Annotated in this window: 23 protein-coding genes and 1 pseudogene; 15 read left to right on the forward strand and 9 right to left on the reverse strand. The window is 61.7% G+C overall.

Features of this window, described 5'->3' with window-relative positions:
* Position 1 precedes the first annotated feature (1 nt).
* The 6 genes from AC3WOG_RS36695 (at position 2) to AC3WOG_RS36720 (ending at position 7,267) form a co-directional block, all read left to right on the forward strand.
* Complete coding sequence (locus AC3WOG_RS36695; RefSeq protein WP_492582743.1) at positions 2 to 649, forward strand: hypothetical protein; 648 nt, start codon at positions 2 to 4, stop codon at positions 647 to 649.
* A 390-nt stretch (positions 650 to 1,039) separates the two neighbouring features.
* Positions 1,040 to 1,471: a phospholipase D family nuclease gene (locus tag AC3WOG_RS36700; protein ID WP_492582744.1), complete on the forward strand. Its 432-nt coding sequence runs from the start codon at positions 1,040 to 1,042 to the stop codon at positions 1,469 to 1,471.
* 11 nt (positions 1,472 to 1,482) lie between these two features.
* Positions 1,483 to 3,000: a hypothetical protein gene (locus tag AC3WOG_RS36705; RefSeq protein WP_492582745.1), complete on the forward strand. Its 1,518-nt coding sequence runs from the start codon at positions 1,483 to 1,485 to the stop codon at positions 2,998 to 3,000.
* 2 nt (positions 3,001 to 3,002) lie between these two features.
* Entirely contained in the window at positions 3,003 to 4,673 is a 1,671-nt protein-coding gene (locus AC3WOG_RS36710; protein WP_492582746.1) for a type IV secretion system DNA-binding domain-containing protein, read from the forward strand.
* Between the two features lie 22 nt (positions 4,674 to 4,695).
* Positions 4,696 to 5,997, forward strand: coding sequence for a DUF1173 domain-containing protein (locus AC3WOG_RS36715; protein WP_492582747.1), 1,302 nt, complete (start codon positions 4,696 to 4,698; stop codon positions 5,995 to 5,997).
* A 532-nt stretch (positions 5,998 to 6,529) separates the two neighbouring features.
* Positions 6,530 to 7,267, forward strand: a complete 738-nt coding sequence (locus tag AC3WOG_RS36720; protein WP_492582748.1) for a hypothetical protein — start codon at positions 6,530 to 6,532, stop codon at positions 7,265 to 7,267.
* 768 nt (positions 7,268 to 8,035) lie between these two features.
* On the opposite strand, the gene AC3WOG_RS36725 is transcribed toward AC3WOG_RS36720, so the two are convergent.
* A complete protein-coding gene (locus tag AC3WOG_RS36725; RefSeq protein ID WP_492582749.1) occupies positions 8,036 to 10,864 on the reverse strand; it encodes an AAA family ATPase in 2,829 nt (942 codons plus the stop codon).
* A 219-nt stretch (positions 10,865 to 11,083) separates the two neighbouring features.
* Between AC3WOG_RS36725 and AC3WOG_RS36730 the strand changes: the two genes are divergently transcribed.
* Positions 11,084 to 11,569, forward strand: a complete 486-nt coding sequence (locus AC3WOG_RS36730) for a conjugal transfer protein TraD (RefSeq protein ID WP_492582750.1) — start codon at positions 11,084 to 11,086, stop codon at positions 11,567 to 11,569.
* A gap of 269 nt (positions 11,570 to 11,838) precedes the next feature.
* Here AC3WOG_RS36730 and AC3WOG_RS36735 read toward each other — a convergent pair whose 3' ends face one another.
* The 3 genes from AC3WOG_RS36735 to AC3WOG_RS36745 all read right to left on the reverse strand — a co-directional run bounded on the left by AC3WOG_RS36735 (position 11,839) and on the right by AC3WOG_RS36745 (position 13,823).
* Positions 11,839 to 12,654, reverse strand: coding sequence for a hypothetical protein (locus AC3WOG_RS36735; RefSeq protein ID WP_492582751.1), 816 nt, complete (start codon positions 12,652 to 12,654; stop codon positions 11,839 to 11,841).
* Between the two features lie 69 nt (positions 12,655 to 12,723).
* Positions 12,724 to 13,443 carry a ParB/RepB/Spo0J family partition protein gene (locus AC3WOG_RS36740; RefSeq protein WP_492582752.1) on the reverse strand — a complete coding sequence of 240 codons (720 nt, stop codon included), beginning with the start codon at positions 13,441 to 13,443 and terminating at the stop codon, positions 12,724 to 12,726.
* Positions 13,350 to 13,823, reverse strand: a complete 474-nt coding sequence (locus AC3WOG_RS36745) for a ParB/Srx family N-terminal domain-containing protein (RefSeq protein ID WP_492582753.1) — start codon at positions 13,821 to 13,823, stop codon at positions 13,350 to 13,352. The genes AC3WOG_RS36740 and AC3WOG_RS36745 overlap by 94 nt, the downstream gene beginning before the upstream one ends.
* Before the next feature lie 222 nt (positions 13,824 to 14,045).
* On the opposite strand from AC3WOG_RS36745, the gene AC3WOG_RS36750 reads away from it, so the two are divergent.
* The 7 genes from AC3WOG_RS36750 (at position 14,046) to AC3WOG_RS36780 (ending at position 16,937) form a co-directional block, all read left to right on the forward strand.
* The gene (locus AC3WOG_RS36750; RefSeq protein ID WP_253045726.1) at positions 14,046 to 14,459 is read left to right on the forward strand and encodes an antirestriction protein; all 414 of its coding nucleotides are present in this window, start codon (positions 14,046 to 14,048) and stop codon (positions 14,457 to 14,459) included.
* 62 nt (positions 14,460 to 14,521) lie between these two features.
* On the forward strand, positions 14,522 to 14,842 hold the full coding sequence (locus tag AC3WOG_RS36755) for a hypothetical protein (protein WP_492582754.1): 321 nt from the start codon (positions 14,522 to 14,524) through the stop codon (positions 14,840 to 14,842).
* On the forward strand, positions 14,839 to 15,033 hold the full coding sequence (locus tag AC3WOG_RS36760) for a hypothetical protein (protein ID WP_492582755.1): 195 nt from the start codon (positions 14,839 to 14,841) through the stop codon (positions 15,031 to 15,033). Before AC3WOG_RS36755 ends, AC3WOG_RS36760 begins: the two co-directional genes overlap by 4 nt.
* 50 nt (positions 15,034 to 15,083) lie before the next feature.
* Positions 15,084 to 15,308: a DUF3717 domain-containing protein gene (locus AC3WOG_RS36765; protein WP_492582756.1), complete on the forward strand. Its 225-nt coding sequence runs from the start codon at positions 15,084 to 15,086 to the stop codon at positions 15,306 to 15,308.
* Complete coding sequence (locus tag AC3WOG_RS36770) at positions 15,305 to 15,715, forward strand: hypothetical protein (RefSeq protein WP_492582757.1); 411 nt, start codon at positions 15,305 to 15,307, stop codon at positions 15,713 to 15,715. The genes AC3WOG_RS36765 and AC3WOG_RS36770 overlap by 4 nt, the downstream gene beginning before the upstream one ends.
* Positions 15,716 to 16,060: 345 nt before the next feature.
* On the forward strand, positions 16,061 to 16,600 hold the full coding sequence (locus tag AC3WOG_RS36775; RefSeq protein WP_492582758.1) for a hypothetical protein: 540 nt from the start codon (positions 16,061 to 16,063) through the stop codon (positions 16,598 to 16,600).
* A 19-nt stretch (positions 16,601 to 16,619) separates the two neighbouring features.
* The gene (locus AC3WOG_RS36780) at positions 16,620 to 16,937 is read left to right on the forward strand and encodes an XRE family transcriptional regulator (protein WP_492582759.1); all 318 of its coding nucleotides are present in this window, start codon (positions 16,620 to 16,622) and stop codon (positions 16,935 to 16,937) included.
* 145 nt (positions 16,938 to 17,082) lie between these two features.
* On the opposite strand, the gene AC3WOG_RS36785 is transcribed toward AC3WOG_RS36780, so the two are convergent.
* Complete coding sequence (locus AC3WOG_RS36785; protein ID WP_492582760.1) at positions 17,083 to 17,508, reverse strand: hypothetical protein; 426 nt, start codon at positions 17,506 to 17,508, stop codon at positions 17,083 to 17,085.
* Between the two features lie 579 nt (positions 17,509 to 18,087).
* On the reverse strand, positions 18,088 to 20,058 hold the full coding sequence (locus AC3WOG_RS36790) for a lytic transglycosylase domain-containing protein (RefSeq protein WP_492582761.1): 1,971 nt from the start codon (positions 20,056 to 20,058) through the stop codon (positions 18,088 to 18,090).
* Positions 20,059 to 20,997: 939 nt separating this feature from the next.
* Between AC3WOG_RS36790 and AC3WOG_RS36795 the strand changes: the two genes are divergently transcribed.
* The gene (locus tag AC3WOG_RS36795) at positions 20,998 to 21,630 is read left to right on the forward strand and encodes a class I SAM-dependent methyltransferase (RefSeq protein WP_492582762.1); all 633 of its coding nucleotides are present in this window, start codon (positions 20,998 to 21,000) and stop codon (positions 21,628 to 21,630) included.
* A 320-nt stretch (positions 21,631 to 21,950) separates the two neighbouring features.
* On the opposite strand, the gene AC3WOG_RS36800 is transcribed toward AC3WOG_RS36795, so the two are convergent.
* The 3 genes and pseudogenes from AC3WOG_RS36800 to AC3WOG_RS36810 all read right to left on the reverse strand — a co-directional run.
* Positions 21,951 to 22,979 carry an alpha/beta fold hydrolase gene (locus AC3WOG_RS36800; protein ID WP_492582763.1) on the reverse strand — a complete coding sequence of 343 codons (1,029 nt, stop codon included), beginning with the start codon at positions 22,977 to 22,979 and terminating at the stop codon, positions 21,951 to 21,953.
* Between the two features lie 27 nt (positions 22,980 to 23,006).
* Entirely contained in the window at positions 23,007 to 24,023 is a 1,017-nt protein-coding gene (locus AC3WOG_RS36805; protein WP_492582764.1) for a Gfo/Idh/MocA family protein, read from the reverse strand.
* Between the two features lie 21 nt (positions 24,024 to 24,044).
* A pseudogene (locus AC3WOG_RS36810) lies at positions 24,045 to 24,351 on the reverse strand (shikimate dehydrogenase family protein); the annotation flags it as partial.

Raw genomic sequence — 24,351 nt, forward strand, 5'->3', positions numbered from 1 at the left:
GATGGAAAACAGAATCCGGCTGATGCTGCTTGTATTTACGCTCGCTTCAGGCGGTCACGCCAACGTAGCCCGTGCCGACGACGACTACGGATGCCGCATTGTGATCTGTCTGGGCAGCCCGGCATCGAATGGCGGGCCGTGGGCACCGTCTACCTGCGGGCCGGCAATGGATCATCTGATGGACGACCTCCGCCACGGGCGCGGCTGGCCCCAGTGTAAAGACTCGGACATGACTGTCCGTCAGAACAACACGCCTTATGACCCATGCCCTGCTGGCACGACGGCCGCGGCGACCGGTGCCTGGGTGGCCGAAGGGCAACGCAAGGCCGGAGCTCGTCCGTACAGCGGCATGAGCGGTTTTGCACTGGTCGGAGCGCCGAAGCCTTCCGTGGCGGATCTCAATAGCGGTTACGCGTATTACGGGCCGCAGGCCTGTGTGGGCAGCCAGGTCGGTGCGTATCAGGTGTATGGCGATCCCTCGGGCGATGCGTTAGCTGTGAGCTCGCGAAACGGGCGGGACGGTGGCGGATACGACGGGGATCCAGTCACCGTCACTGTGTATGACCACATCGTCTGGCAACAGCCGCAATCGCCGAACGCGGTCGACGTGTACGAGGCCGGCCAGTTCCAGACACGAATTCATTACTGACAGGGTGGCGGGGATGACTTACGCGGCAGCGCATGGTTGGACACGGGTTGGTCCGTATGAACTGGTTCATCCGACTGGATGGCGAATTGCTAGCTGCATTATTCAGGGTAAGCCTAGACACATTCTCTGGCACGGTGGCGAGACACAGGGCAATTTTGCGAGTGTTGACGTCGCCGTCGCGAAGCACGTCGAGTTATTGGGTCAGGGCCGGTGAGGGCGAGGATGAGCAGGCTCTATCGCTCTCTCAGATCTGCAGCCGTCACGTCGGTCCTGGCGGTTCTTGCCTTCCCCCTTCTGACCTACTCGAGCAGTGCTCAAGCGGCATGCGTAGCCCCTGACGGTCCCGCAATTGACACGGGTTTTTCGCCGGAAGGTTCTGCCGAGCGGCTTGTGCTTAAAGCCATCTGCACGGCTCGCCACTCGATTCACCTGTCGACGTATAGCTTCACATCGCCGGCGGTCGTTAAGGCGCTGATCGAAGCGCATCGGCACGGCGTTGACGTGGCGGTGGTTGCCGATAGGAAGAGCAACCTGGTTGAGGATCGCAGCGGCAAAGGCCGCATCGCGCTCGATCTTCTGTCGGGTGCGGGCGTCGGTGTCCGGACGATCGACGTGTATCCGATCCATCACGACAAATTCATGGTGATCGACGGTGAATCGGTCGAGACGGGCAGCTTCAATTACACAACGTCGGCGGCCAGGTACAACAGCGAAAACGCTGTGGTGATGTGGCATGTGCCGGTCGTCGCGCAGGCGTATCAGCAGCACTGGCAAAGCCGGTTTAATCAAGGGCGCCCCTGGTCCGGGCAGGCGTCGAACTGACGGAGGTTTTTATGTTTGAAGACACCGTATTGCGGTTTAGCGACAAGGAGCGTCAGCAACAGCTTGCGGAGCAGGAACAGGCGCTCGCGCAGCGTCGCGCGAATCTCGAGGCCCGCCAGAAGAATCTCGCATACCGGCAGGACTGGCTTAAAAGGGAGCCTCACGCAGTCGCGCAGGCAGTCGAGCGCGAGGACCAGCAGCGCCGTGAAGACAAGCAGCTCGCGACCGATGCCAAGGCGCTCAAGACACGCTTCGGCCTGAAAGAGGGTGAACTGATCGACACGGCCGCGATGCGGGGTGCGCTCGAGCAGGCATTAGCCGAAAAAGAAGTCGAGCAGGCACAGCGGGCCGAGCAGATTACCGATCGGGCGTCGCTTCTGTCGGGTCTGAACAAGCTGGCGTTGATCGACGCGAAGAAGACCGCCGAGATCCTGCACGCGAACAAGGATCTGAATTTGCAGCGTGAGTGGAGCCGGCAGGAAGTTGCCGACATGTTCGCGAAAGCGCAGGCGCGGGTCGACGACAAGGGCGCCACGCACACCTACCCCAAGACGCTCGATGGCTGGGCGAAATCGCTGGAAGCCCGCAATCGTGAGTTGGAGCTTGCCGAGATCAAGCTCGATGCGCAGGAGCAGGCACTACGGGCGCAGGTGCGCCGTGCGATCGAAGGGCCGGAGAAGATCGCAGCGCGGCCCGTCGCGGAGCAGGCCGCGCCAGCTGTGCAGAAGGCCGCAGACCGTGTAGTGGAGGTCGCGGCCGGTGTGGCCGTGGCCGCTGATCAGGCGGCGCAAGCAGGGTCATCGGCGACCACCGGAAAGCAGGCCGCGCCGATGGATCTGTCGTTTGAAAGATTGAAGGACCCGGAGCGATTTACGGAAGCGGTCCAGGAGTATGCGGCCAGGACGAAATCCAGCCCCGAGGTGGCGGAGATGGCCGTGGGAAGAGTGCGCGACCGTCTTGCCCGCAAGGAGCAAGGCGCGACCGGTACCGATAGGGCCGAGATTGAACGCGCCCGTGCCGCGTTCTTCGCGGGACCGAATGCGGGAAGGGCGACATCGGCCGGGATAGCGCCGCGGGCAACTGAGAGGCGCGGTGATGTTCGTGCGGCGCGCTCGAACGTAGTCGCGATCGACGCCGCAAAGCGCGGGCCTGATGTGGCAAAGGCCACCAATGCGACGGAAGCTGCGGCGGTAGGGAAGCAGACGTTAGACGCGGTAAAGGGCTTCAAGGTTCTTGGCCGTAATAAGACCAAGGATGCCGCGGAGCGTGGTGCGCCGGAGGCCGGCAAGTCGGCGGAGGCGGGCAGGGTGCAACAGACGGAAGGTGCCAGCGTCGCTCGCGCCGAGGCGGGACCGCGCAAGAAATTTTCCGAGCTGAATGCACACGAAAAGCTCGAGCGTCGCGCTGAGTTCTTCGGAAACCTGCGCGAGTCGGCCGGCTTTACGCGCGACGGCCAGCAGGCAGTCTCTGAGCGGGCCAAGGAGGCCATCAGGCCGGGAAAGCAACGTGAAGGACACGGGATCGGCTGATCATGCAAAAGCACGAGGTCGTGATGATGCAGTGGACGGGCGCAGTGCTCGCGCTTGTCCTTGGCCTTTGCGTGTCCTTCACACTCGGAGGGTATCCGCCTCTGCCGTTTCCTGCGGAGATCATTCACGGTTGCATGGCGGCCGTGCGTGATCCATTACTGTTCTGGGGCGCGGTGCCGGGCGCGGCGCTCGCGGCGGGGGTCGCCTGGGCGTGTTACGAGTACCTGTTCAATGGCTTCGAAGGCTACCGGTACGCCAAATTCATTCGTGGCACGAAGATGGAGAACCGGCACCAGCTCAGCAACCGGATCACGCGACATAACAACCAGTACCGCAAACAGGCCGTGAAGCATGGCGATGCTCCGCGCGCGCCGGTCGCCGTATGTGGCGTCGAGATGCCGACGGATCTCGAAACGCAGAACCTGATAGTCGTTGGTGCGCCAGGGTCCGGCAAGAGTCAGGCGATTAATGGATTGATCGCATCGGCACTGCGCCGCGATGACCGCATGGTGGTGGTCGATCCTAATGGGTCGCTTATGTCGCGCTTCTATTTGCCTGGCGATATCGTGATCAACCCGTACGACGCCCGGTGCGTCGGCTGGTCGCTGTTCAACGAGGTCGATCACGGTTTCGACTTCGAACGGCTCGCACATTCGGCGATTCCACCGCAGAACGGAGATCAGGCCGAAGAGTGGGCGGGCTATGCACGCGCTCTGCTCGCGGACACGATGAACAAGCTCGCGGACGACGACATGCGCGACATGGTGACGCTCACTGATTTGCTGGTGCGCGAGCAGCGCCCAGTGTTGCAAAAGTACCTTGAGGATACGGATTCGGTGGGCTTCTTCGCGAAGGATGCGGATAGGGCGACGGCCAGCATCATCTTTACGCTGAACAAGTACATCCGGCCGCTGCGTCGCATTCCTGATGGCGATTTCTCGATCCGTCACTGGATGAGCGACGAAAACGGCGGGAACATCTGGATTACATGGCGTGAGGACCAGCGGACGGCGTTGGGTCCGACGATCCCCGTCTGGCTTGACCTGATCTACGCGATGATCCTTAGTGAGGCGCCGACGTTCGACCGCCGTCTGTGGGTATTCAAGAACGAACTGGCATCCCTCGGTCGCCTCTACAGTTTCGAGGCTGCGGTATCGAAGGGCCGCAAGCATGGCCTGTGCGTCGTGGGGGACCTGCAGGATCTGGTTCAGTTGCATCAGCAACTGGGAGATCTACCGGCGAAAGCGACGCTTTCGTGTTTCCGCAGTCTGCTTGCATTGGGAGGGGCCAATGCACTGACAACCAAGAACGTTGCAGAGATGATCGGCTGGCACGAAGTGGAGCGCCACCCGATCGGCGTGCAGGGCCAGTGGCGGATCAACACACGCGAGCGTAAGCGCGATCCTGAGCTCGTCGTCACGTCATCGCAACTATCGAACCTGCCCGACCTGAACGGATATCTGAAATACGGCAAGGATTGGCCGCTCGCAAAAATCAGGTTTGGTGTGCGTGACTATCCGGTGCGCGTGCCTGCCTACATCGAGGCGCCTCCACGTGAAGTGCTTCCGTCAATCGCTGTGCCTGAACCTGTTAATCCAGCGCCTGCTCCGCAGGGCGAACCTGGGGCGACTGCAATCATCATCGGCGCGGCCCTCCCTTCAACGCAGTCGTAGCGACATCGGTAGAGGTAACGCTATGAGCGAATTTCGATTCGATGACGTGATTGTTGCGGCTAATGCTGGTGACCTGCAGACGTATCTTGCCGATGCGCACGGCGAGAAGGTTCGGCCGCTGTGTATGTGTACGCCGGTTGGCGTCCCGATGTATGTCGCGAAAGTCGGCGAACACTATGTGATCAAGCGCATGCCGAATACGGGGGGCGCACATGCGCCGGACTGTACGTCCTACGAGCCGCCGGCGGAACTCTCCGGATTGGGCGAGGTGAAAGGTGAGGCTATTCAGGAGAACATCGAGGACGGTATTACCACGCTCAGGCTCGATTTCAGCCTGTCAAAGACCGGTGGTAAAGCGGCGCCGGCACCTTCGGACGTGGCGGCCGACACGGTGCGGACAGACGGCGCAAAACTGACGTTGCGGGGCACCTTGCACTACCTCTGGGAAGAAGCTGGCCTGAATCGCTGGTATCCGGCGATGGAGGGCAAGCGCAGCTGGTACATCGTGCGCAAATTCCTGCTGCAGGCCGCGGCCGGCAAGGTGTCCAAGGGGGAGCCGCTGGGGCGGTCACTGTATGTGCCCGAGTCGTTCTCGTTGGAGCATGCGGCAGGCATTACACAGCGCCGCATCGCTCACATGGCAGAGCTGGCGATCAACAAGAAAGCACGCAAACTGATGATCGCGATTGGGGAAGTGAAGGAGATTGCGGAGTCGCGCTATGGCTTCAAGATCGTCGCAAAACACCTTCCGGACTTTCCGTTCATGCTGAGTGAGGATCTGCATCGACGGCTCCAGAAGCGTTTTGCGAATGAACTGGCACTGTGGGACAGCATCGAGGACGCGCACCTCGTGTTCATTGCAACCTTCGGGCTGAGCCCGACCGGCATCGCGACGATCGAGACGCTGGCCGTCATGGTCGTGTCGTCCAACTGGATTCCATTCGAGCACGCTTACGACAAGCTGATGCTCGATGCGCTCACGGCGCGCAAGCGCCGCTTCGTAAAGGGCCTTCGTTACAACCTGGCGGAGAACAAGCCGCTTGCGTGCGCGGTGCTGGCCGATGTGTTACCGAAGCCCGTCGCGCTGTATGTGCAGCCGCCCGGCGTCGAACAGGAAGACGAGGATGCGCTGTCTGCGCTGATTGATGAAAGCGACATGCCGTCGTGGATCTGGCGTGCAGGCGAGGAGATGCCGGAACTACCGCCGTCGACGTTAAGCCGCGGCGCGAAGTCATTGCAGCGTGCGGACAGAACACTGGATGAGGACAATGCGGCGGCGGGGGATGCGGCGGCTTCGTCAGGCGCACAGGAGTCTGCATGGTGAGGCGAGGTTTACTTGTCCGGCGGCTCACCGTGGTTGTTGCAAACAAATGTCATGAGCCGCTTCGATCGGAAGATTTTTCATTCTCTGTTCAGTAGGACTGCGTAGCGCACGACAAAACCGAACCTACAAAAGAAAAACCCCCGCCTGGCAGCGAGGGTAGTTCTTGATGACGGCCAGCACAGAAGTGCTAGAGACATCGGATTCAGCGAATTGAAGTCGATTCTAGCAACTCCTCACTCTGTGTCAAGCGTCGTCCGTGGGCGTCCGATCGTAAAAAAATGAGTGACCGCATGAATCGACGACTTGCCAACCGGGCAGGACGGCCCGTACCCGTTCCTTCCGCAATATCTGCGCCGCCCTATCTGACAGGGCCATGCAGGCGAAAGCCGTTTCTTTCCTCCGTGTTCCTGATGCCAGCGCCGGCGCCGTAACCTACTCCGGTATGTCCGGTCGGTTGCACGCACGTCGCGTCGCGGCACTCCCGCCAAGACTGCCGAACCCGCCCCGTACCGGGGCGGGCGGACACCCACACGTGCTGACCGAACTGATGCACCGCCTCGGGCGCTATCTCGAGGCGCCCGACGAGTGGTTGCCCAGCCTGAACCGCGCGAACGGTTCGACGCGTCAGCAACGGACAGAACGCAGCGTCGCGTGCATGCAGTTGCTGCGCGCGAGCCTCAAATACCTCGATCTGTTGACCATGCGCGTGGGTGTTCCGTCGACTGGCGGCGGCATGCAGAACCTGACGCTGCCGTTTCTGGCCGAGCAGGCTGGACTTGATCAGCGGCGCGCGGAGCGTGCAATGCGCGACCTGCAGAAGGCTGGGCTGACCTCGGTGCTGCCGCGCTGCGAGCGCATCAACGATGGTAACTACAGGGGTCTGGCCGCGATCAAGTATGTGCCGCCGGCGCTCTTCGGCGCGTTTGGCCTTGGAAAATGGCTGCGGCACGAGCGTAGCAAGGCGGCGCTCCGTCAGCAGATGCGGGCGGCCGCCGACTTCAAACAGCGCCGGCGCGATGCACGTGACGAGCGCGAGCACGCCCGTGGCCAACTCTGGCTGGCAGGCTTGAAAAACGGTGTGGCGGAACGTGCCGACCGTTCACGACCCGACCCGACCGGGGCGTCCCGCGGGAAGGTCGTCGATGATGAAGCCGAGTTCGAGCGGCAGATCCAGATCCGCGCCGGCCAGATCAAACAGGCCGATCCTTCCTTGGACCACGAAACCTGTTTCAGGCTCGCGCGACAGCAGCTCGCGCCTCCGCGCCGCTAGCCTTCTTCTTCTCCCGCATGACCTGCCTATCGCGCCCTGCGAGGCACCGACTCGCCCGGATTTTGCTGGTCAGCGGCCGCCGTGCGCCCCCTAGACCGTTTCCGGCGGATTCGCGCACGCACGGCACCGGCTGAAAGGCAATTTCGCAACCCGCCCGCAGAGTTATCCACAGTCGATGCAATGCCCAATCAAATAAGTGTCGGGAACGCCGCGATTTAACTGTCGGGTCTTAATCACGGTCTCTTTTCACTACCGGCCGGTGAAAAAGCGCCTACCCTCCGGACCTACGGTCCTTCGCCCCGACGCTGCGCGTCGGCCTGCGCGTGCTACGCACGCTTTTATCCAGTCCTCAGAGAGGAAGAATGAACTTAAAACCGTTCGCCGAGGCTGCTACGGGGCAGGCACTAAGGGCTACGCCGGCCTTCAGCCGCCGAATCCCTAAGTGCGCGATAAAAGATTTACGCGCGTGCCTGCGGCACACCCGTAAATCAACGCGCTCGCGTGCTCGCCCGATTGCCCTGCAAGCGTTATTGACCAACAAGGCCCCAAGAAGTCTGCAGAAAAGGCAATAATCCGCCATCGCGAAAATATCAAGTGAATTTGGATATTTTCGCGCCGAACCCGGCAAGAAAAAAGCCCGCACTTAATCAGGTGCGGGCTATAAACAACGCCATTCCGAGGCGGCGATGAGGCATTGGCCCAAACATCGGGCTGTGGGCAAATCAATTGGTTCATTCAGCGTTGGCCAATTATCCCGATAATCGGGGATTAATCGCCGATCTCTGGCCCGCCACGTCCGCGCGTTGCCGTACTCTCACGCGATGGCTTATTCCGCTCGACCGGCTGGCCAGCCGCTTCACGAAGCTGGACCTTGAACTCGTTGCGCCGAACCTGGCGTTCTTCCGGCGTCAGGTCGGCGAAACGCCGGGATGCGGCGGCTGGCGACGTCGCTTGCGGGTGTCCGGCGCCCCCCGCGTCGATGCCGGCGCGCTGTGCCCTGGCCTGCGCTACTTCGTTGACAAGCGCCGTCGCCCGCGCGGCGCCGCTGAGCTCTACGAGCGCACGCCAGGTACGATCATCCCGCTCGACCACGTACCGGATCTCGCGACGCATTGACGGATCGAGCCGGTTCAGTCCAACACTCGCCCGCTTCAGCGCCGCGCGATCCTTCGCCGGCACCGGCTTGCCTGCCCGGTTTGCGGCCGCCGCGGCGGAGAGGGCATCGGCATACTGCTCGACTGAACGATCGAGGGTCTTTTCTGCCCGTCGCGGCCGCGGTGCGTTCGAGAATTCGACGCGGCGCTGGTTCAACGTGTGCCGGTAGCCTAATTCTGGCCGGCGATCACGCTCGGGCCGCAGCTCATGCTGCGCACTGAACGATTTTTCGTCAGCACGCGACAGGCTGCGCATCAGGGCCGCGCCGTCGGCAAACTCGTCCCGCCCGGCCGCCACAGTCAGATTTTCCTTGTGCCGGGTCATCGCGACGTAGGCCAGCTCGGCATGCATGCTCTTCGTGGCCAGTACATACGCACGATCGACCGTCACCCCCTGACTCTTGTGGACCGTGAGCGCGTAGCCGTGATCGAAGTGGCCGTACCGCGCCGTATCGACCGCGAGGCGCCGGCCGTCATCGAGGCGCACATGCAGCACGGCGCCGCCCGTTTTCCTGTCAGCCGGTGCCTCGATCTGCTCGACCGTGCCCAGCGTCCCATTCTTAACCTGCATCACGTGCTCGTTCTGCAGGAACATGATCCGCTCGCCGGCGGCGACCGCGATGTGCCGGTCTTCGGCCCGCATGGTCTGTTCGGCACCCAGCTCGCCGGCGGCCCACCGCAACTCGCGCACGCGCGCATTCAGCGCGCAGCGCTCTTCGTTGGTGTGAGTTAGCAGCAGCTGGGAAGTGCCGGGGCTTCTCCGGCGATCATCCTGCCATTGCGCAATCAGTTGCTCGCGTGCGTCGGCGACGGTCGCATACAGCTGTACGCCACCGCGCTCCGCATACGCGGACACCGCCGTTTGCACATCGTGCCTGGCCAGCGCCGTAGTCGCTTCGCGCTGCCAGGCCTCGTGCTGCCGCTTGATCTCGGTCAGGCTTTCGAGCCGGTTTGCGGCGGCCGCTTCGCGTGACACTGCGCGGAAAGCATCACCCGCGTCGACCGCATGCAGCTGCCACGCATCGCCCACCAGGCGCACACGCGCCCCGGCCGCCTGTGCGTGGCCAAGCAGTTTTTCCATCTGCCGCGAGCCGACCATGCCGGCTTCGTCGATCACCAGAACCGTTTTTGCATCCAGCGCGACCGTGCCGCGTTCGATGCTGGAAAGCAGACTGTGCAGCGTCCGGCTTGCGATGCCGGCGTCGCGCTGCATGTCGTCGGCCGTCTTGCCCTGCAGGGCTGCGCCCAACACGCGCAGTCCGTCCGCCTCGAGCGCTTCGCGTGCTGCGGCGAGCACATAGCTTTTGCCGGTACCCGCCGCGCCATTCACCACCACGAGCTGGCCGCCGTCGGCGAGCGCGACAAAAGCCGCATCCTGTCCCGCATTGAACTTCCGGGTTGCGCGTAGCATTTCGCGCACCGCGGCGTCTCCAGTTGCAGCGTCGCCGGCGCGACTCATCGAGCGCGCACGCTCGACCAGCCGGACCTCGATCGCGCGCAGATCCGCCGACGTGAACCACTCGCCGTTGCGACCGGAATCCTTGAGCGCGAGCAGTTCCTTCGAATTCATCAGCCGCGCGTAAACCTGCCGGAACTGCTCCGCACCATCGGTGTTGCGAAACACGAACTGCTCGACGTCGCGCCGCGAGAAGATGGACTGATTGATGGTCAGTGCGGCAACGCCGATCGCCGGATTGATGAGCAGCCGCTGCCCATTGCGGTAAGCGCGCTGGCGATTCTCTTCCAGCACACTGGCCATCACGCCACGCTCGCCCGCGTACCGCGCGACGCCCACTTTAACGGACGGCTCCAGCTCGATACCCAGCGTCCGGTAACTGCGATGATCGATTCGGGCCTCGATGCCCGCCCGTGCCATGAAGTGATTGGCCGTGACGGCCCATTCTTCACGTACGTCGCGAACAAACTGCCGGCTGCTCAGGTAGCGGTCCTTTCCGGCACCGCCTTTTTCAGGTTCCTGCGCATTCCAGCGTCTGAAATAGTGGTCTGGATCGCGTGCGATGCCGTCGTTCACCCGTTCCGTGAACATGATGTGCGCATGCGGCTGTTCCAGTCCATCACTCGCCGCGGGATTGTGGATCGCCCAGGTGTACGCGTGCCGCTCGCCGAGGGTGTGTTCAACGAACTCGCGCACGAGCGCGACGCGCTGTTCGTCGTCCAGTTCACGCGGAATCGAAACCTCGATCTCCGTGTACGGCCGACCGTTTGCCCGCTCATGGGTGTCCGCTGCCTGCCAGAAAATGCTCGCGTCGTGCGCGGCCCACGCCGGCATGTTGCCGCTCTCGGTCATCTTCAGGTCGCCGCGTTCCTCGAACTTGCCACCGCGAGAAATGTAGGCGTAGTGATCCTCCCGCGCAATGTACTTGGCGTGTTCCCCTGCGGCGGCCTTGCTGCCGGCTTTTACGCTCAGGTGGTACGTTGGCATTGGCGACTGGGCTTTCGTCTTATCATAAGCTGTTTCTATGCTAGCATAGAAACGCGGAAGCGCGCTTTGACTCGCTTTGCTCGCCAGATACTACCGGGCGCCGCCTCCTTGCTGGCCCGCTTTTGCGGTTTTCATAATCCGGAATGGCTTGACAGGAAGGGGGCCGATGGTCGGCCTGCGCTGTCGCTCGATACAACGTGAATTTGATCCAGGAGAAAAATGATGGCAAAAGCCGAATGGCTCACGAAACACGTCCAGTACATCAAGGGTTTGAAGTCGCCCACCGCCACGCAATCGTTGCTGGTCGAACTGGCCGCGATTCCGAATCCGACCGCGCAGGAGTCCCGCCAGCTGGACAAGCTGGTCCGACTTGAAAAGATCAACCAGAAGGCCGACGCAATGAAGGCCGAAGCAGCCCGCATGCTGAGCGCGAGGCGCGAGGATCAGCGTAAGGCCCGCACGCGCGAACTGATCGAACTCGGCGGCATCGTCTCGATGGTCGATTTTCCGGTGGATCGCGGCACACTGACCGGCGCGCTGCTGTGGGCGCTCGATCAGTTCAGGACGGACGACGACCTGCAGTACACGCTCAAGAAACGCGGTGACGCTTTCATCGCTGAGCGCGAAAATGAGAAAAAGGCGGAGTCGCAGGCCAGCGCGGAGGTAGCGGCTAAAGCGGCTGCGGCGGAGAACGTCCCCGCGTAGTGTTCGGGCGCCCAGCCGGATCGCCACTGCGCTGTGCTCCGGGTCGGCGCTCTCCCCGCACCTGCGGCGCGGGTCCCCGTGCGCCTCGATCCGGGCGCGACGGCGCGCGCGATAGTGCAGTGGTCCGCATGGCTTTGGGCCTGCAGAAAAAGAAACAGCGCGTCGTGGGGAACGACGCGCCGAAGGCGTAAAAATGGATTCTGGAAAATGAGCCGGGTATCGATCAGCGCCCCGGTACAGCGTCGTCCGGGGCGCGGCGCTCGGCTCGCTTAGGCGGCTTCTTCTTCCTTGTCTTCGTCGTCATCCCATACGACGGGCGTTTCCCGGTTCACCAGCACCTCGGGCAACCAGTGTGCATCGGCCAGTAATCGTTCTGCCGTCTCTGCCGCTGCGTCTTTCTTCAATTTCTCCAGCGGTGCCGCCGCTTCGGGGGAGAGCGCTTGCACTACCACGCCAACGATACGTGCTTTCGAAACGTGGTTCAGATAGCTCGTTCGCGTCGGCGTCCAGTACTGTGTCATATCGACGTTTAGCAGATTCATCAGCACGTTCACCGGGTGTGCGCCATCCGATTCGCTCACGCCGTTGACGGTCGCGGCCACGCAGAAGGCGAACAGGTTGCTCAGCACGTCTTCGCTCTGCGTCATCAGCCAGGGCAGCACATCACTGAAACGCTTCGGCAGCAGCGCGGCCCACTTTTCGCGCTCGGCCGAAATCTCTTTCCATGCCGCGCTGGCTTCCATGTCGTCCGCTGCCTGCAACAGGCGGTTGTGTGAGCATGTGGCCCGCACGTCGGCGGCATGCTGGTCGTAGACGCAGACATAGCGGTCATCGAACACAACCGGGATCAGCCGGTGCATCAGTACCGCCAGTGCGACCACCGGGTTCCGTGCAAGTTCGATCTGGACAGCGGCGGTGCGGTGTGCCGTCAATCGCCTGCTGAGTTCTTTGCCGTGCAGCGGCTTTTCTGCTGGCGCTGGTAGTTCGTCAGCAGCCGTCGCACCTTCGCGGTTCACGTTGGCCCGGTCCTCGGATTTGACCAGTCCGCGCTCGATCACGGCCTTGCCGTCATGGTCGAGTGTCACGAATGCACCGGCACGCGCCTTCTGGTCGTCGCTCCAGATTTCGAGACGTTCGGCAAAGTCGTCCTGCGCCTAGGAAGCGGCGTCCGCTGCGGTTTCCAGAGCGTCGCGACGGGCGTCGTCCTCGGCTTCGTCTTCGGCGTCGTAGTACGCGTTCAGTTCCGCTGCGGCCTGTTCGCTCGCCTTCTTCAGCGCGCGAAGCTCGGTCTTTTCCTTCTTCGTGTACTCGCGCGACGCCGACGGCAGCCGGCCAAAGCGGGCCATTTCGGAAAAGTCACGGCGCACACGTGTTTCGACCCAACTCCAGCCCTCGTTGCTCAAGGTCTGCGCGACAGAAACCAGCTTTTCTGCGACCAGGCGATGCAAAAGTTCTGCGTCGGTCACATACCCGGCGTTTTGCTCGTCGCTAAAGAGGTCCCGGCGAACGTGACCGCCTGCCGCCTCATACGCGTCGAGCGTGACGAACGCGACCAGGTTGCTATCGGACACATCGATCTCGCTGTTCGTGATCGCGTCGCGCAGCTGCGCCGGGTTGCGTTGCCACGCCTGGGCGGCGTCAAACCACAGGCGTTCCTGCAGTTCGTGATCGTCCGTCAGTGCAAGCGTGCGGATCTGTTCCAGCGTCATGCCGTCATCGCGAAAGACGTCGATCAGGCGGGGCGACACGTTCGCAAGTTTCAGGTGCCTTTGCACCTGGATTACAGACAGCGAGAAAAGCGCCGCAATGTAGTCCACGGTACGGCCTTCGTTGACCAGCAGGCGGAATGCTTCGCAGGCGTCCGCCGGATGCATGGCTCGCGCTGCTGGTTCTCGATCAGCGACACGGCGACGGCATCGGCTTCGCTCACAACCTTGACCGGTACGAGGTAGCTGTCATCGATCCGGCCAGTCGAGCGCAGCAGTTCCAGTGCGAGCAGACGGCGCTGGCCCGTGCATACGCCCAGCTTGCGCTGCTTGCCGCGCGCCTTCATCTCGTGGGCGACCAGGTTTTGCATGACGCCCGCCGCAGCGATGTTCCCGGCCAGTGTCTCGATGCCGGTAGGCGCTTTGCGGCGCACGTTGTGCGGTGATTTGCACAGCAGTGCGAGCGGCACATATTCGATCTGGGTGTCGTTGCCGAAACTGCTTTCGGGAACGGTTTCGGTTGTACGGTTTTCAACGATTTGATCCACGGTTATCTCCGGTTATGGCCATCGCACCACGCGAGGCACATAACCACTATAAGGGCTTAAAGACCTTATTCAAAGATAATTATCCGGAATTTCAGTTAATATTTTAAATTGATTTTATCCGATGATTTAAAATATAAATAAAAATACATGTTGATTAGGGCTTAAAGCCACTATAATTAAGTTGTGCCTCGCGTGGTGCGATGGCCATAACCGGAGATAACCGTGATTGATAATGAAACCAGAATCTCGTCAAACGTTGTTGTTGATGAGTTGCGTCTGAATTTCCTTCCTCACTACCTGGGCGCGCAATACCTCCAGGGCGAGGCGTTGGTGTACGACTGGGCCGCGCGCCTTTCGAGTGCCTACAACGGCGGTTCGTGGGACTTCTTCCAGTTGTCGAATGGCGGCTTTTATATGGCCCCCTCGAACTGCGGACGGGTGCACGTGCGGTGGCATATGAACGGCTACAGCGACATGATGGGCGCGGACGCGTTCGGGATCGTCGTCACGCTGTTCGCCCTGTGCCACCTGGCGGAAAAGTGTGGCGATGACAGGATCATTGACCACTACCACTCCCTGCGTGCCTTTGCGACGCAGCACGCAGAGGCCGCGAACATTCTCCGCGCTATCGACTAATCAACCAGCCCCGGCCTGCGGGCTGGGGTCTTTCGCCCTACCTGACAATCAGTGAGGAAGAAATGGACATGACGCAAATTCGCCCAACCTGGCTGACCGCACTTCTGCCTTTGCTGGCCGTCTACCAGTACGGGGACCGCGAAATCGTGCGTGCTGAACTGTTCCGTATGGCGCTGTCGGCGGATGCGGCGGCCATGTCGGCCGACGCACTGCGCCGCATCGCCAACATGCTCGACCGGGACGGTCATGCGGTCGACATGCACCGCGAAGAGCTTCGCGCGATCGCGCGTGCCGCGCTTTCGGAGTTTGACCGCGTACCACCCCGCGCGCCTCTGGTAGCGGTTCACGAAGCGGTTCGCCACACTCGCGGGCGTGCCGCATGACGACAGAACTGAAACGGGGTTGCGAACTGAAGCGCGGCGACGTGCTGCGCACATGGTTCGGCAATCAGACGATTCTTGAAATGCTGCCGTACAGCGGCCCGTTCGATTTCATCTGCGGTGTGGCGAAGTTGCAGGATGCCGAAATGTCGATCGACCGGGGCGGACTCTACGAAGTGCTGTTCGCCCGCTAACCTGAACCCTGAACCGCCCGCGTGCATGCGCGCGGGCTTCGGAGTCTGACATGCCAACCTTTACAATTGCCGAGATTGAACAGGCGATCAACGTGTGGCGCAACCGCCAGACGTCAGGAGAAGACGGGGCGCTGTGCCCGAAAGCGCGTCTCCTTGCCGATATCTATGGCGGGATGATCTACACACACGCAACGGCCATCGACGTGTCTTCGCTGTCTGCCGAGCAGGTGGAAGCTGTGACCACTGCCCTTTATCAACAGGAATTGCCGCTATGACCGACGAATCGAAGTTCCCCCCCGAAGTGCTCGAACAGTTTCGCCGCGAGCAGGAGGAAAGCGACGCCCACTTTACTGCCGCGCCTGCGCGGTTTTTTGAGGCGTGGAAACAGGCCGTCATGCTCGCCGGTCCGGTGTATTTCGGCGATGGCACCAGCGAGGCCGTTGAGAAGGCGAAAGACAAATGGGCGCTCGCGCCCAATGGCGCGGTCATTCTCGATGCCTTCGGTGTTCTCAGCAGCGGCGAGCGGACTTTCCTTGCCGCGCTGTATTCGTTCTACAACTCGCACGATAGCGTTCTTCTGTGGGAGAAAGCGGGCATCAGGGGCTTCGCCGACCTGTCGGGGCTGGATCTTGTTCGCCGTGAGCTGATCGCGGAGCTTTTGCTGAACTACGTTGGCTGGTAATGGCCAGGTGTGTCTGTGTTCGAAGCTGACAGGCTCCGGCTCGTCAGCCCGATTGCAGACATCTGTGCCGGGCAACCCCCTTCCTGCTAAACCAGGTCTCGTATTCGCCGGGAGCGCATCGCGCGCGCCTGCACGCCCGGATCGAGGCGCACGGGGACCCGCGCCGGGAGGCGTGGGGAGAGCGTCGGCCCGGAGCGGCAGCGGAGGGACGATCCGGTGAGGCGTCGCGAAGCTATGATCGGGGTCGTCAAGCAGCCGCAGGCTGCGTGATTCCCCCGCGGCGAAGCCGTGGGGGCTGGATCGAGGTCGGACACAGCATGAATCGTTCAGGATCAGGAGAACACCATGTATCGAGTTCAGGTCTGGGATAACGATGCGAACCGCTACGTCGATGTGGTGCTCAGTTTTGACAAGTGGGGCGCGGTCGGATTCCGGCACGCCCAGTTTGGCGATTCGCCGGCGGAATACGACGATCCAGGGGAGGCATGGCGAGATGTGGTTGACCTGCAGGAACGATCCGGCGACGCGATCGTTACGCTGCTCGACATGTCGACCGGGGAGCGACACCTTGATGAGCGCAACCTGCCGGAGGTTGGCGCAGATACCAGCGAAGCTTCGGCGGCGCCCGAAATCTGGACGGACGACTGGATCATCCAGCGTGCCGTGCGTATACGGGCGGGGAGTGCTGGCGGCGACGTGTACGAACCATGGCCGGGCTATACGCACCCGATGACTCGAGATCAGGCAGTCAAGGCACTCGAGGAGTGCGAAGCGCGGTGGCCGGAACATGAGTTCCGCGCGCATCGATTACGGCTGGAAGAAAAGGTCGCGGCGGACGCGATCGACCGGGCGCGAAGATCAGTCCGATCCAGGAAGTACGGCTAAGAGAAAAGGCGATAGAAAAATGACAGTTGATATTCATACACCCATTCGGGCCGAGTGTTTGCTTCCGGCGGATGAGGGATGGGAGCGGCCCTGGGGCGCTGAAGTTCAGGAGGTGGTGCGACGCATCGGCCTGTCGGGTCGGGCTCTTGCCAGGGTGCTCGGGCTGAGTGAGCATGGCGGCCGCCAGGTCAGACGCTGGATCAGCGGAGAGGCGCCGATCACCTATACATCGTGGGCGATTCTCTGCGACATGGCGGGCCTTGGTCGGATCTGGCGAGGCAAAACCCTCGAATTGGGTTTGAGCGGCTTGGCTGAATCAGCACCCGATGACGAATGAACAGGCGTTACGTTTTGCTGTCACCATGTTGCGCGGTAAAAGAAAAGCCGGCGCACCGAAGCGCGCCGGCTGAATGTCCTGACTACATTTCGAGGCCGGCCAGAACCTGAGAGGCTTTCAGGATATCCACTGTCCGGTGCAGGTTTCAGGCGCTTTGCGGCTGATTGAACGGTTGCGCGTCAGCCCGCCGACCAACTGTGGACTCCGTTCGACGCTCGGGCGACGCCTTGCGCTTTTCTTCAGCGTTCGCGATGAAGTCGGACAGTTCGCGCTCCATGGCTGAATCCTTGGCGCCCGGCTTCCACATCGCGGCTCCGTGCTGCCGGCGCGTGGTCCGAGCAAGTGCCAACGCTGCCATCGCAGCCTTCGCACATTCGTATTCAACCTGGCCACAAACGTCGATCGGCTCACCGAATTCGCGGAACGCTTCCACATACTCCCGAGCGGCGTACACCGTTGCCGGGTACTCGCGTAGCCCGGAGATAACTTTGCGGCTCAGGACGCGCCACTGAAGCTTGTCCGGATAGGCAAAGACGGGGATGGACACGCCCTGGCTGGCTTCGCGGCTCATCGGGCCGACCGGCTCCGATGCCGCCCAGGAGGACTTATGCATCATTGTCCGACAGGTTCGAGCGTGGCTTTCCAGCGATAACGCAACCTCCAATGCAGTGTCGCGTCGCTGACGCCTGCGCTCCCTGGCATCCCTTGCTGAGATCCACGCGAGCGTTATGACAGAGCCGACTGCCCCTGACGCCAGCGCCAGAATCATTGGAGTGTTCCAGTCAAGTCGCTGGAGATATTCAAGCCATTCCTGCCGCATACGATGCGCCTCGGAGAAAGAGGTGCATAGAGTATAAGCAATCGTTTGCGGAGTATTCAGAGCAAAAAATGCGGTGGGTGTTTTTGCCACAAACGCTTCGATGGGGCGGTGCGCACCTTGACAGACCGCGCCGAACAGCGGGCTTCCTGCTCGATGACGGTCTCGTCGTCGAACACGGAATTGCAGATCGCCGGCTGACTACCTAAACGGCGCAGAAGATGGTTCCGTGTTGAGAGGTCATCCAGAGATAGAAGGATCGTTATACAGTGTCGCGTATGCAGCCGCACTTACTGCACCCGAGCGATCCGCGGATCAGCGTTGCGGACGATATCATCGGGGCTCGATTTGGCCAAGCCGCTCCGTCAGCGATTGCGGGTGGCCATCAAACAGCGCCGCGTAGTAAACCGTGTTCGACAATACATTCTTGACGTAGTCGCGGGTTTCGTTAAACGGAATTGTCTCCGCGAAAATCGCGCCTTCCACCGGTCGCGGCAGGTTGGCCTGCCACTTACGCGGGCGCCCAGGGCCGGCGTTGTAGCCGGCGGTCGCGAGCACGGCAGAACGGTCAAGCTGGTTGTAAATCATCGATAGATAGTACGTGCCAAGCAGGATGTTCGTGTCGATGTCGTTCATCTTGGCCCGCGAGATCGTACCGAGCCCGATCTTCCTCGCGACCATCTCAGCGGTGTTCGGCATCACCTGCATCAGGCCGCCCGCGCCAACCTCCGAGCGCGCATTGATAATGAAGCGCGACTCCTGGCGAATGAGGCCATACGCCCATCCGACGTCGAACCCGGTGGACCGCGTATCGCGCTCGACAATCGTGCGGAATGGCGCCAGGTAGCGCAGCGAAAAATCATGTTCCGTCTGCGTCCTGTCGGCAGTGCTCACAGCCCGGTCATAAAGCTCGATGCGACGCGCGTACTCGGCGACTGCGAGCAGTTGTCGGTCAGTCATGCCGCGCAGCTGCCAGTTCCACTCACGGTTGCCTTCCGTACGCAGGTGCAGCGCGTAAAAGCGTTCTGCCAGCTCGAAGCCTGGTGTCCGGCCAGCCCGCTCAACTTCTTCGTCGGTCACCTTGGTCTGCGGCGGGATCACGATCTGCCGGCCGAGCGCCTCGGAGGCCAACTGGCCATAGAAGGTGTAGTTACCCGCGATCGTTCGGAATTCCTGGTCGGCTGCCGCCACCTCGCTGCTCTGCTTCAACGCGCGCGCGTACCAGTAGACCCATGCTGGCTGTGCGCGCAGCGCGGCCGGCATCTGCTCGATCGACCAGCGCACCATTGTCCAATCCCCGGCCAGCAGCGCGCTGCGCGTGCGCCACTCGTAGGCCTGACTCGACAGGGGCGCGTTCGCCGACAGCCGGTACCAGTTCACCGCGCCCGGTAGCTGCCTGAGCACCGCCTGATAGGCGATCGTGCCCCAACCGATAGCCCGTTCTGCCAGGGTGAGCGACGGTGCGATTACGGTGAAGGTGGCCTCGGCGGCCTCCGGATCGCCGACCGCCAACTGTGTGATGGCGAGCAGCGCGAGTTGATGGGACGCTGCGTCCAGCTGGATGCCTTTCGCGAGCAACAGGCGTGGCTGGTTCGTCGCCTGCTCGAGGAGCAGCTGATCCGGGCGCGCCGCGCCCAGCGCATCGACCAGTCTGCCGCCCGTCGTCCTCGCGCCCTGTTCATAGGCCTGGCGAATCAGCTGCCACCCATCGTCCGGAGTGAACTGCTGGTTACGGTCGAGCGCGGTGATCAGATCGACGCAGCCGTCACCGTACCAGTTCGGCTCGACGAGCAGCGCCCGCGCCGCGTCGGCCACATTTTCGCCTCGCGTGGCACGGGACTCGAGCGCATAGCACTTCACCTGCGTGTCGTCGTCCAGGACGAACTTTGAATATTGCGAATCGAAATCGTGCCAGTCGTGGCGCGCCCCGAGCACGCGAAGGTAGTCGTTGCGCAGACGGTCGGCAATCGCCTGTCCGTCGTAGCGTTGCAGAAATGACAGCACCGGTGCGTCCGGCGCGTCGAGATTCGCATGCCCCGCGCCGTTGAACAGACGCGGCTTGATCTGGAAATAGCTGAGATAAGCCGGCGCCGGATAATTCGGAATCAAGCTTGCCAGGTGCGCTGCGCGCGCGGGATCGTTGTCGCGTGCAGCGTCATGCAACTTGATGAAAATCTGATCGTCGGCGGATAACGAGGTGAACGGGGTGGGATGTCTGGCTAGCACCGTGCCAGACATGACCAATGTCACGGCGGCAAGGGCAAGGCCGACCGTGCGAGACACCCGGTGAAGTCGTGTGGACATCGCTGTTTTCTCGTTGTTTCAGTGCAGAACATTGAACCAAAGCTTAGGCCGCTACCCGGCGAAGCGAAGCTTCGAAAAACACAGGACTCAACCCGCAATTCAGCTCTTTGCGAGCCGGATGCCTGGGCCACATCGGCACTTGCGTGTCCGCTGTTTCGTAGCGTGGGCCGGGAGCTGGATTCGGCAATGCGATCCAGAAGGTCTTGAACGCGGCGTTGGTCGTTCTGGCCGGGATGCTCGCTTCTGGGTGGTTTTGGAGCGGAGGGTCGTCAAAGAGCAGCGAGGACTAAATGAAACGGGCACCCACCTGGGTGGAGATTCCTCCGCTTATGTCGAGAAAGACTCTTGACTGACCAGCGCGGCTAGAGCTCACGAGTGCTGCGAGTGAGGTGGTTGTTGGACCCAACCACGGTAGCCAGGCAGCGAGCGCGGGGGGCACGGCCGAGACCTTGGCTAGTCGGATGGAAGTCGAGATCGACGAACGTGGCCGAGTTTGTGATTTACATCGTCAAAGGCCGTGACGTTCGAAGCAAATCTTTATACGACCGCTTTGCGCGCTGCGTCAGTATTTAACGGAGCACGGTAGTCGGCGACGATAGACGGCCAATTGCAGCAGTTCGCTCCCGTCGGCGCGTGGTCATTCGACCGGCGATTCAGATTTGGTAAGAGACATTGAGACGGCCGAGCGTCGAGCGGCAGAGAAGGGTCGCGTGCTGACGCTCGTGGCACGCACGGGTCGATCGCACGACGATGGGTAAGGTACGGCCCATCTCCAGCCGTTCGCCCGATACCGTGCGCGTTCCTCGGAAACCCAAGAGGAATCAGTTGCGCACGCTGAATCGCGTTGTTCATCCTGTTCGGCACGCAACCGACCACGGCAGATGACACCGGACGTACGACGTAGTCGTGCGGGAAATGCCCCCGAGATATACTTCCTGCATGGAACTCGACCCCCGCGACCTCGATAAAATCAGTGCCGTCACGTTGCAGCACTACGACGCGCACGCGGAAGATTTCCGCGACGGCACGTACGACCACGACGTCACGCAGAACATCGCGGCGCTGCTGCACCATATCGAAGTCGAGCCCCCTTTTACGATCCTGGATTTCGGCTGCGGGCCGGGGCGAGATCTCAAGGCCTTCACTACACTCGGCCATTGCGCGGTCGGCCTCGATGGCGCCGAGCGCTTCGTTGCAATGGCGCGTGACGCGACTGGCTGCGACGTCTGGCAGCAGGATTTCCTGCATCTCGATTTGCCGGCTGCGCACTTTGACGGCATTTTCGCCAACGCCGCGCTGTTCCATGTCCCGAGTCAGGCGTTGCCGCGCGTGTTGCGGCAATTGCACGCGACACTGAAGCCCGGCGGTGTGCTGTTCAGCTCCAACCCGCGCGGCACGAATCAGGAAGGTTGGAGCCACGGCCGCTACGGCGTCTTCCATGATCTCGAAGCATGGCGCCGATATATGGCGGGCGCGGGATTCGTCGAAATGGAGCACTATTACCGGCCCGCTGGCTTGCCGCGTGAGCGGCAGCCGTGGCTAGCCAGCGTGTGGCGCAAGCCGGTCGCCTGAAACGCCAGGGGTTGTCACCGTATGCCCGCGTTGGGCTTGGTAGATGCTTGCGTTCAAGCCGCTTTGATGCGGCGCAAAGCAGCCGATTTGCAGCACTGTCCATCGCGCAGATAAACGGCCAGTCGTGGATCTCGCACAATCGGCGGAAGCGGGGACGCCTGTCGTCGGCCGCGACAGGCAGCGTGCGGCCATTTGGGGACGGTCGATGCTGCGCGAAAAGGACTATAGCGGCGACCGTTGTCCTTTACGTAGCGGACGTTCAATGCGACAGAGAACGACGGCACGAATCGAACCAAGTTAGCGGTAGTCCCGTAGAGGCGTTACTCCCCGACCCTGCGTGGGGCGGTTCGCAGTAGTTCATGCAACTCTGGCTTGTAGAAGCGAGCCAGTCCGTTCGTACCGTGCCCGCACGTATCCTCGCTGGCAGGGATCAGAAGCAGCCGGCCGTCGCGCACAAGCTGCATCGCGCGCTCCATCAAGCCGGTCTCCGGCGGATAGCGCTCATCGTCGGCGACGTTAATGGCGAGGACCGCAGCCTTCACGTTCCCCAGACCGGGTGCCGGGCTATAACCGCGCGATGCGCTCCACTGGTATATGAAGTCGTTGGCATCCCATGTGAACGGCTGTGCTAACTTGTCGTCGACGTACCTGTCGGCTAGTTCGATCGTCGGCGCCGCCTTTTGGCAGGCGAGGGTGCCACCGTTGGTAGCCAGCACAAAAAAGGCGTTGGAAAGGCGCAACGAACTGGGCTGGCAGGTGTAATCGCCGCCCCGGTACTCCGGGTCGTTTCGGACCATCTCAATGAGCATGCGGCGTAGCATCCAGTTGCGGCCGGACATCTCCGTCGGTTGCGACGCCATTGGCACGAGCGCGTCCATGAAGTCCGGATACCGCACACCCCAGATCCATGCGTGCATGCCGCCCATCGAGTTACCGATCAACAGGCGCAGGTGTCGGATGTTCAGGTGCTCGGTCAGTAGCCGGTGCTGCGCGAGCACCATGTCGTCGTAGTTGTAAGCCGGGAATCGTGTGCGCAGTCCGTCAGACGGCTTGGACGATTCACCGGCTCCTAGGGCGTCCGGAAGGATGATGAAATACTTGTTGGCATCGAGCGGCTGCCCGGGGCCGAACAACTCTCCCGCGAAACCAGGTGTCAGCATGCTGGCGCCAGTGCCCGTCGTGCCGTGCAGGACTAGGACCGGCTCTCCGGAGGGGGCGCCGATGGTTCGGTAGTGCAGCCGCACCTCCAACATCACCTCGCCGGTGTGGAAACGGAAATCTCTCGCGAACCAGTCCCGTTCCTGCGGCGCAGGATAGTCGGCCTCATTGCAATGTCTTGTTTGCGGCATAAGCGTGCGATCCGACAGACACGTCACTTAGAAAATCGGCTCGAGAGTTTGAAGCGCCCCCCCCTGGCGAGCTGACGCGTAGGCGGCATCCATGACTTGCATCATGAGCTCTGCGTCGCGCAATGACGCGATTGGCCTTGCGCCAGTACGGCATTCCGTGAGCACCCGCTTGACGAACAACGGGTAGTAAATATCAGTCTCGAGCTGGAGGCGGCGGCTTCGCGTCCCGGCAGACAGGTTGTTTCTCTCCCGAATCTCGATTCGGTCGGGGCCGGATTTCGCGTACATACGATCGGATGCAAGAGTGAACGAGAATTCGCGCTGCTCGTCGGGTGTACTGGGGAAGCTATATCCCGTTTCCACCAGGCCGATCACGCCGTCTTCGGTTTGCATTGTCAGCAGCGAATAGTCCTCAACGGCCGTTTGATGCGTTCTTGAGTTCATCGTGGCGGAGACTCGGACGATCTCCTTGCCAGTGAGCAATCTGAACAGGTCGATGAAGTGAGTCGCCACATTGATTGTCGATCCGCCTCCGGAATACACAGGATCGAGCGCCCAGCCGGCACCGGCCGCTTCGTATCGACTGGGCGGTCCCACAATGAAACGGAACGACATGTAGTTGAAGTCCGACGGTATGCGCCCCTCCGCATCTTCGAGCGAGCTGAGCAACTCGCTCATTCGGAAGATCAATGGCACTGCGCAATAAAGATTGGCTTCCTCGGTCAGTTTGCGAAGTCGGGTGATCTGCGACATGTTGACGCCGCACGGTTTCTCCAGCGCAAAGGGAATATTACGCGCGATCACGGCCTCAGCGAGCGCCGGCATCTCAGAATGCCGCCCGAACACGAATGCGAAATCGACTTCCTCACGCTCGAGCAGTTCATAGGCCGACGAGTACAGCTTGCTTCCGAATCGTGCGGCAATTGCCTCGCCCTTGACATCCTCCGCATCTGACACGGCAACCACTTCAATCCCGGGCGCTTCCAGCGCATCGAGATAGAGTGGCACATGCCAATGACTGACTTCCAGTAAAGCAACTCTCATGCGTATTCTCCTTTGAAATTTTTACTCATCGCGGGCCGTGTCCGGTGCTGATCGTCCATCGGGGCGGTAATCGAATCCCAGAAACTTAAGTGCATAGACAGCCTGCCCCTGATGCATCGGGCCCCCGTCCTGGGTCCGGCACCCGCGCGCGTGCGCGGCGCGGCGAAGCGGCGTTGGCTCGGACGCATTGATGATGTCTACGACGATGGCGCCAGGCGCGAGCCGCTCAGGATCAACTGGCATGGCATCGTTCGCTTTCATGCCAAGCGGCGTGGCATTGATAACGATGTCGAAGCCTTGCGGATCGGGTGGCCCCGAACGTACGTCG

It is taken from the genome of Paraburkholderia sp. FW306-02-B, from assembly GCF_058782725.1.

Excerpts from the sequence above, each read along its gene's own strand:
- AC3WOG_RS36715 (WP_492582747.1), top strand. The coding sequence starts at position 4,696 with ATGAGCGAATTTCGATTCGATGACGTGATTGTTGCGGCTAATGCTGGT.
- AC3WOG_RS36760 (WP_492582755.1), top strand. The coding sequence starts at position 14,839 with ATGACGACAGAACTGAAACGGGGTTGCGAACTGAAGCGCGGCGACGTG.
- AC3WOG_RS36780 (WP_492582759.1), top strand. The coding sequence starts at position 16,620 with ATGACAGTTGATATTCATACACCCATTCGGGCCGAGTGTTTGCTTCCG.
- AC3WOG_RS36790 (WP_492582761.1), bottom strand. The coding sequence starts at position 20,058 with ATGTCCACACGACTTCACCGGGTGTCTCGCACGGTCGGCCTTGCCCTT.
- AC3WOG_RS36725 (WP_492582749.1), bottom strand. The coding sequence starts at position 10,864 with ATGCCAACGTACCACCTGAGCGTAAAAGCCGGCAGCAAGGCCGCCGCA.
- AC3WOG_RS36795 (WP_492582762.1), top strand. The coding sequence starts at position 20,998 with ATGGAACTCGACCCCCGCGACCTCGATAAAATCAGTGCCGTCACGTTG.
- AC3WOG_RS36785 (WP_492582760.1), bottom strand. The coding sequence starts at position 17,508 with ATGAGCCGCGAAGCCAGCCAGGGCGTGTCCATCCCCGTCTTTGCCTAT.
- AC3WOG_RS36705 (WP_492582745.1), top strand. The coding sequence starts at position 1,483 with ATGTTTGAAGACACCGTATTGCGGTTTAGCGACAAGGAGCGTCAGCAA.
- AC3WOG_RS36740 (WP_492582752.1), bottom strand. The coding sequence starts at position 13,443 with ATGCATCCGGCGGACGCCTGCGAAGCATTCCGCCTGCTGGTCAACGAA.
- AC3WOG_RS36730 (WP_492582750.1), top strand. The coding sequence starts at position 11,084 with ATGATGGCAAAAGCCGAATGGCTCACGAAACACGTCCAGTACATCAAG.
- AC3WOG_RS36775 (WP_492582758.1), top strand. The coding sequence starts at position 16,061 with ATGTATCGAGTTCAGGTCTGGGATAACGATGCGAACCGCTACGTCGAT.
- AC3WOG_RS36755 (WP_492582754.1), top strand. The coding sequence starts at position 14,522 with ATGGACATGACGCAAATTCGCCCAACCTGGCTGACCGCACTTCTGCCT.
- AC3WOG_RS36710 (WP_492582746.1), top strand. The coding sequence starts at position 3,003 with ATGCAAAAGCACGAGGTCGTGATGATGCAGTGGACGGGCGCAGTGCTC.
- AC3WOG_RS36695 (WP_492582743.1), top strand. The coding sequence starts at position 2 with ATGGAAAACAGAATCCGGCTGATGCTGCTTGTATTTACGCTCGCTTCA.
- AC3WOG_RS36805 (WP_492582764.1), bottom strand. The coding sequence starts at position 24,023 with ATGAGAGTTGCTTTACTGGAAGTCAGTCATTGGCATGTGCCACTCTAT.
- AC3WOG_RS36765 (WP_492582756.1), top strand. The coding sequence starts at position 15,084 with ATGCCAACCTTTACAATTGCCGAGATTGAACAGGCGATCAACGTGTGG.
- AC3WOG_RS36800 (WP_492582763.1), bottom strand. The coding sequence starts at position 22,979 with ATGCCGCAAACAAGACATTGCAATGAGGCCGACTATCCTGCGCCGCAG.
- AC3WOG_RS36770 (WP_492582757.1), top strand. The coding sequence starts at position 15,305 with ATGACCGACGAATCGAAGTTCCCCCCCGAAGTGCTCGAACAGTTTCGC.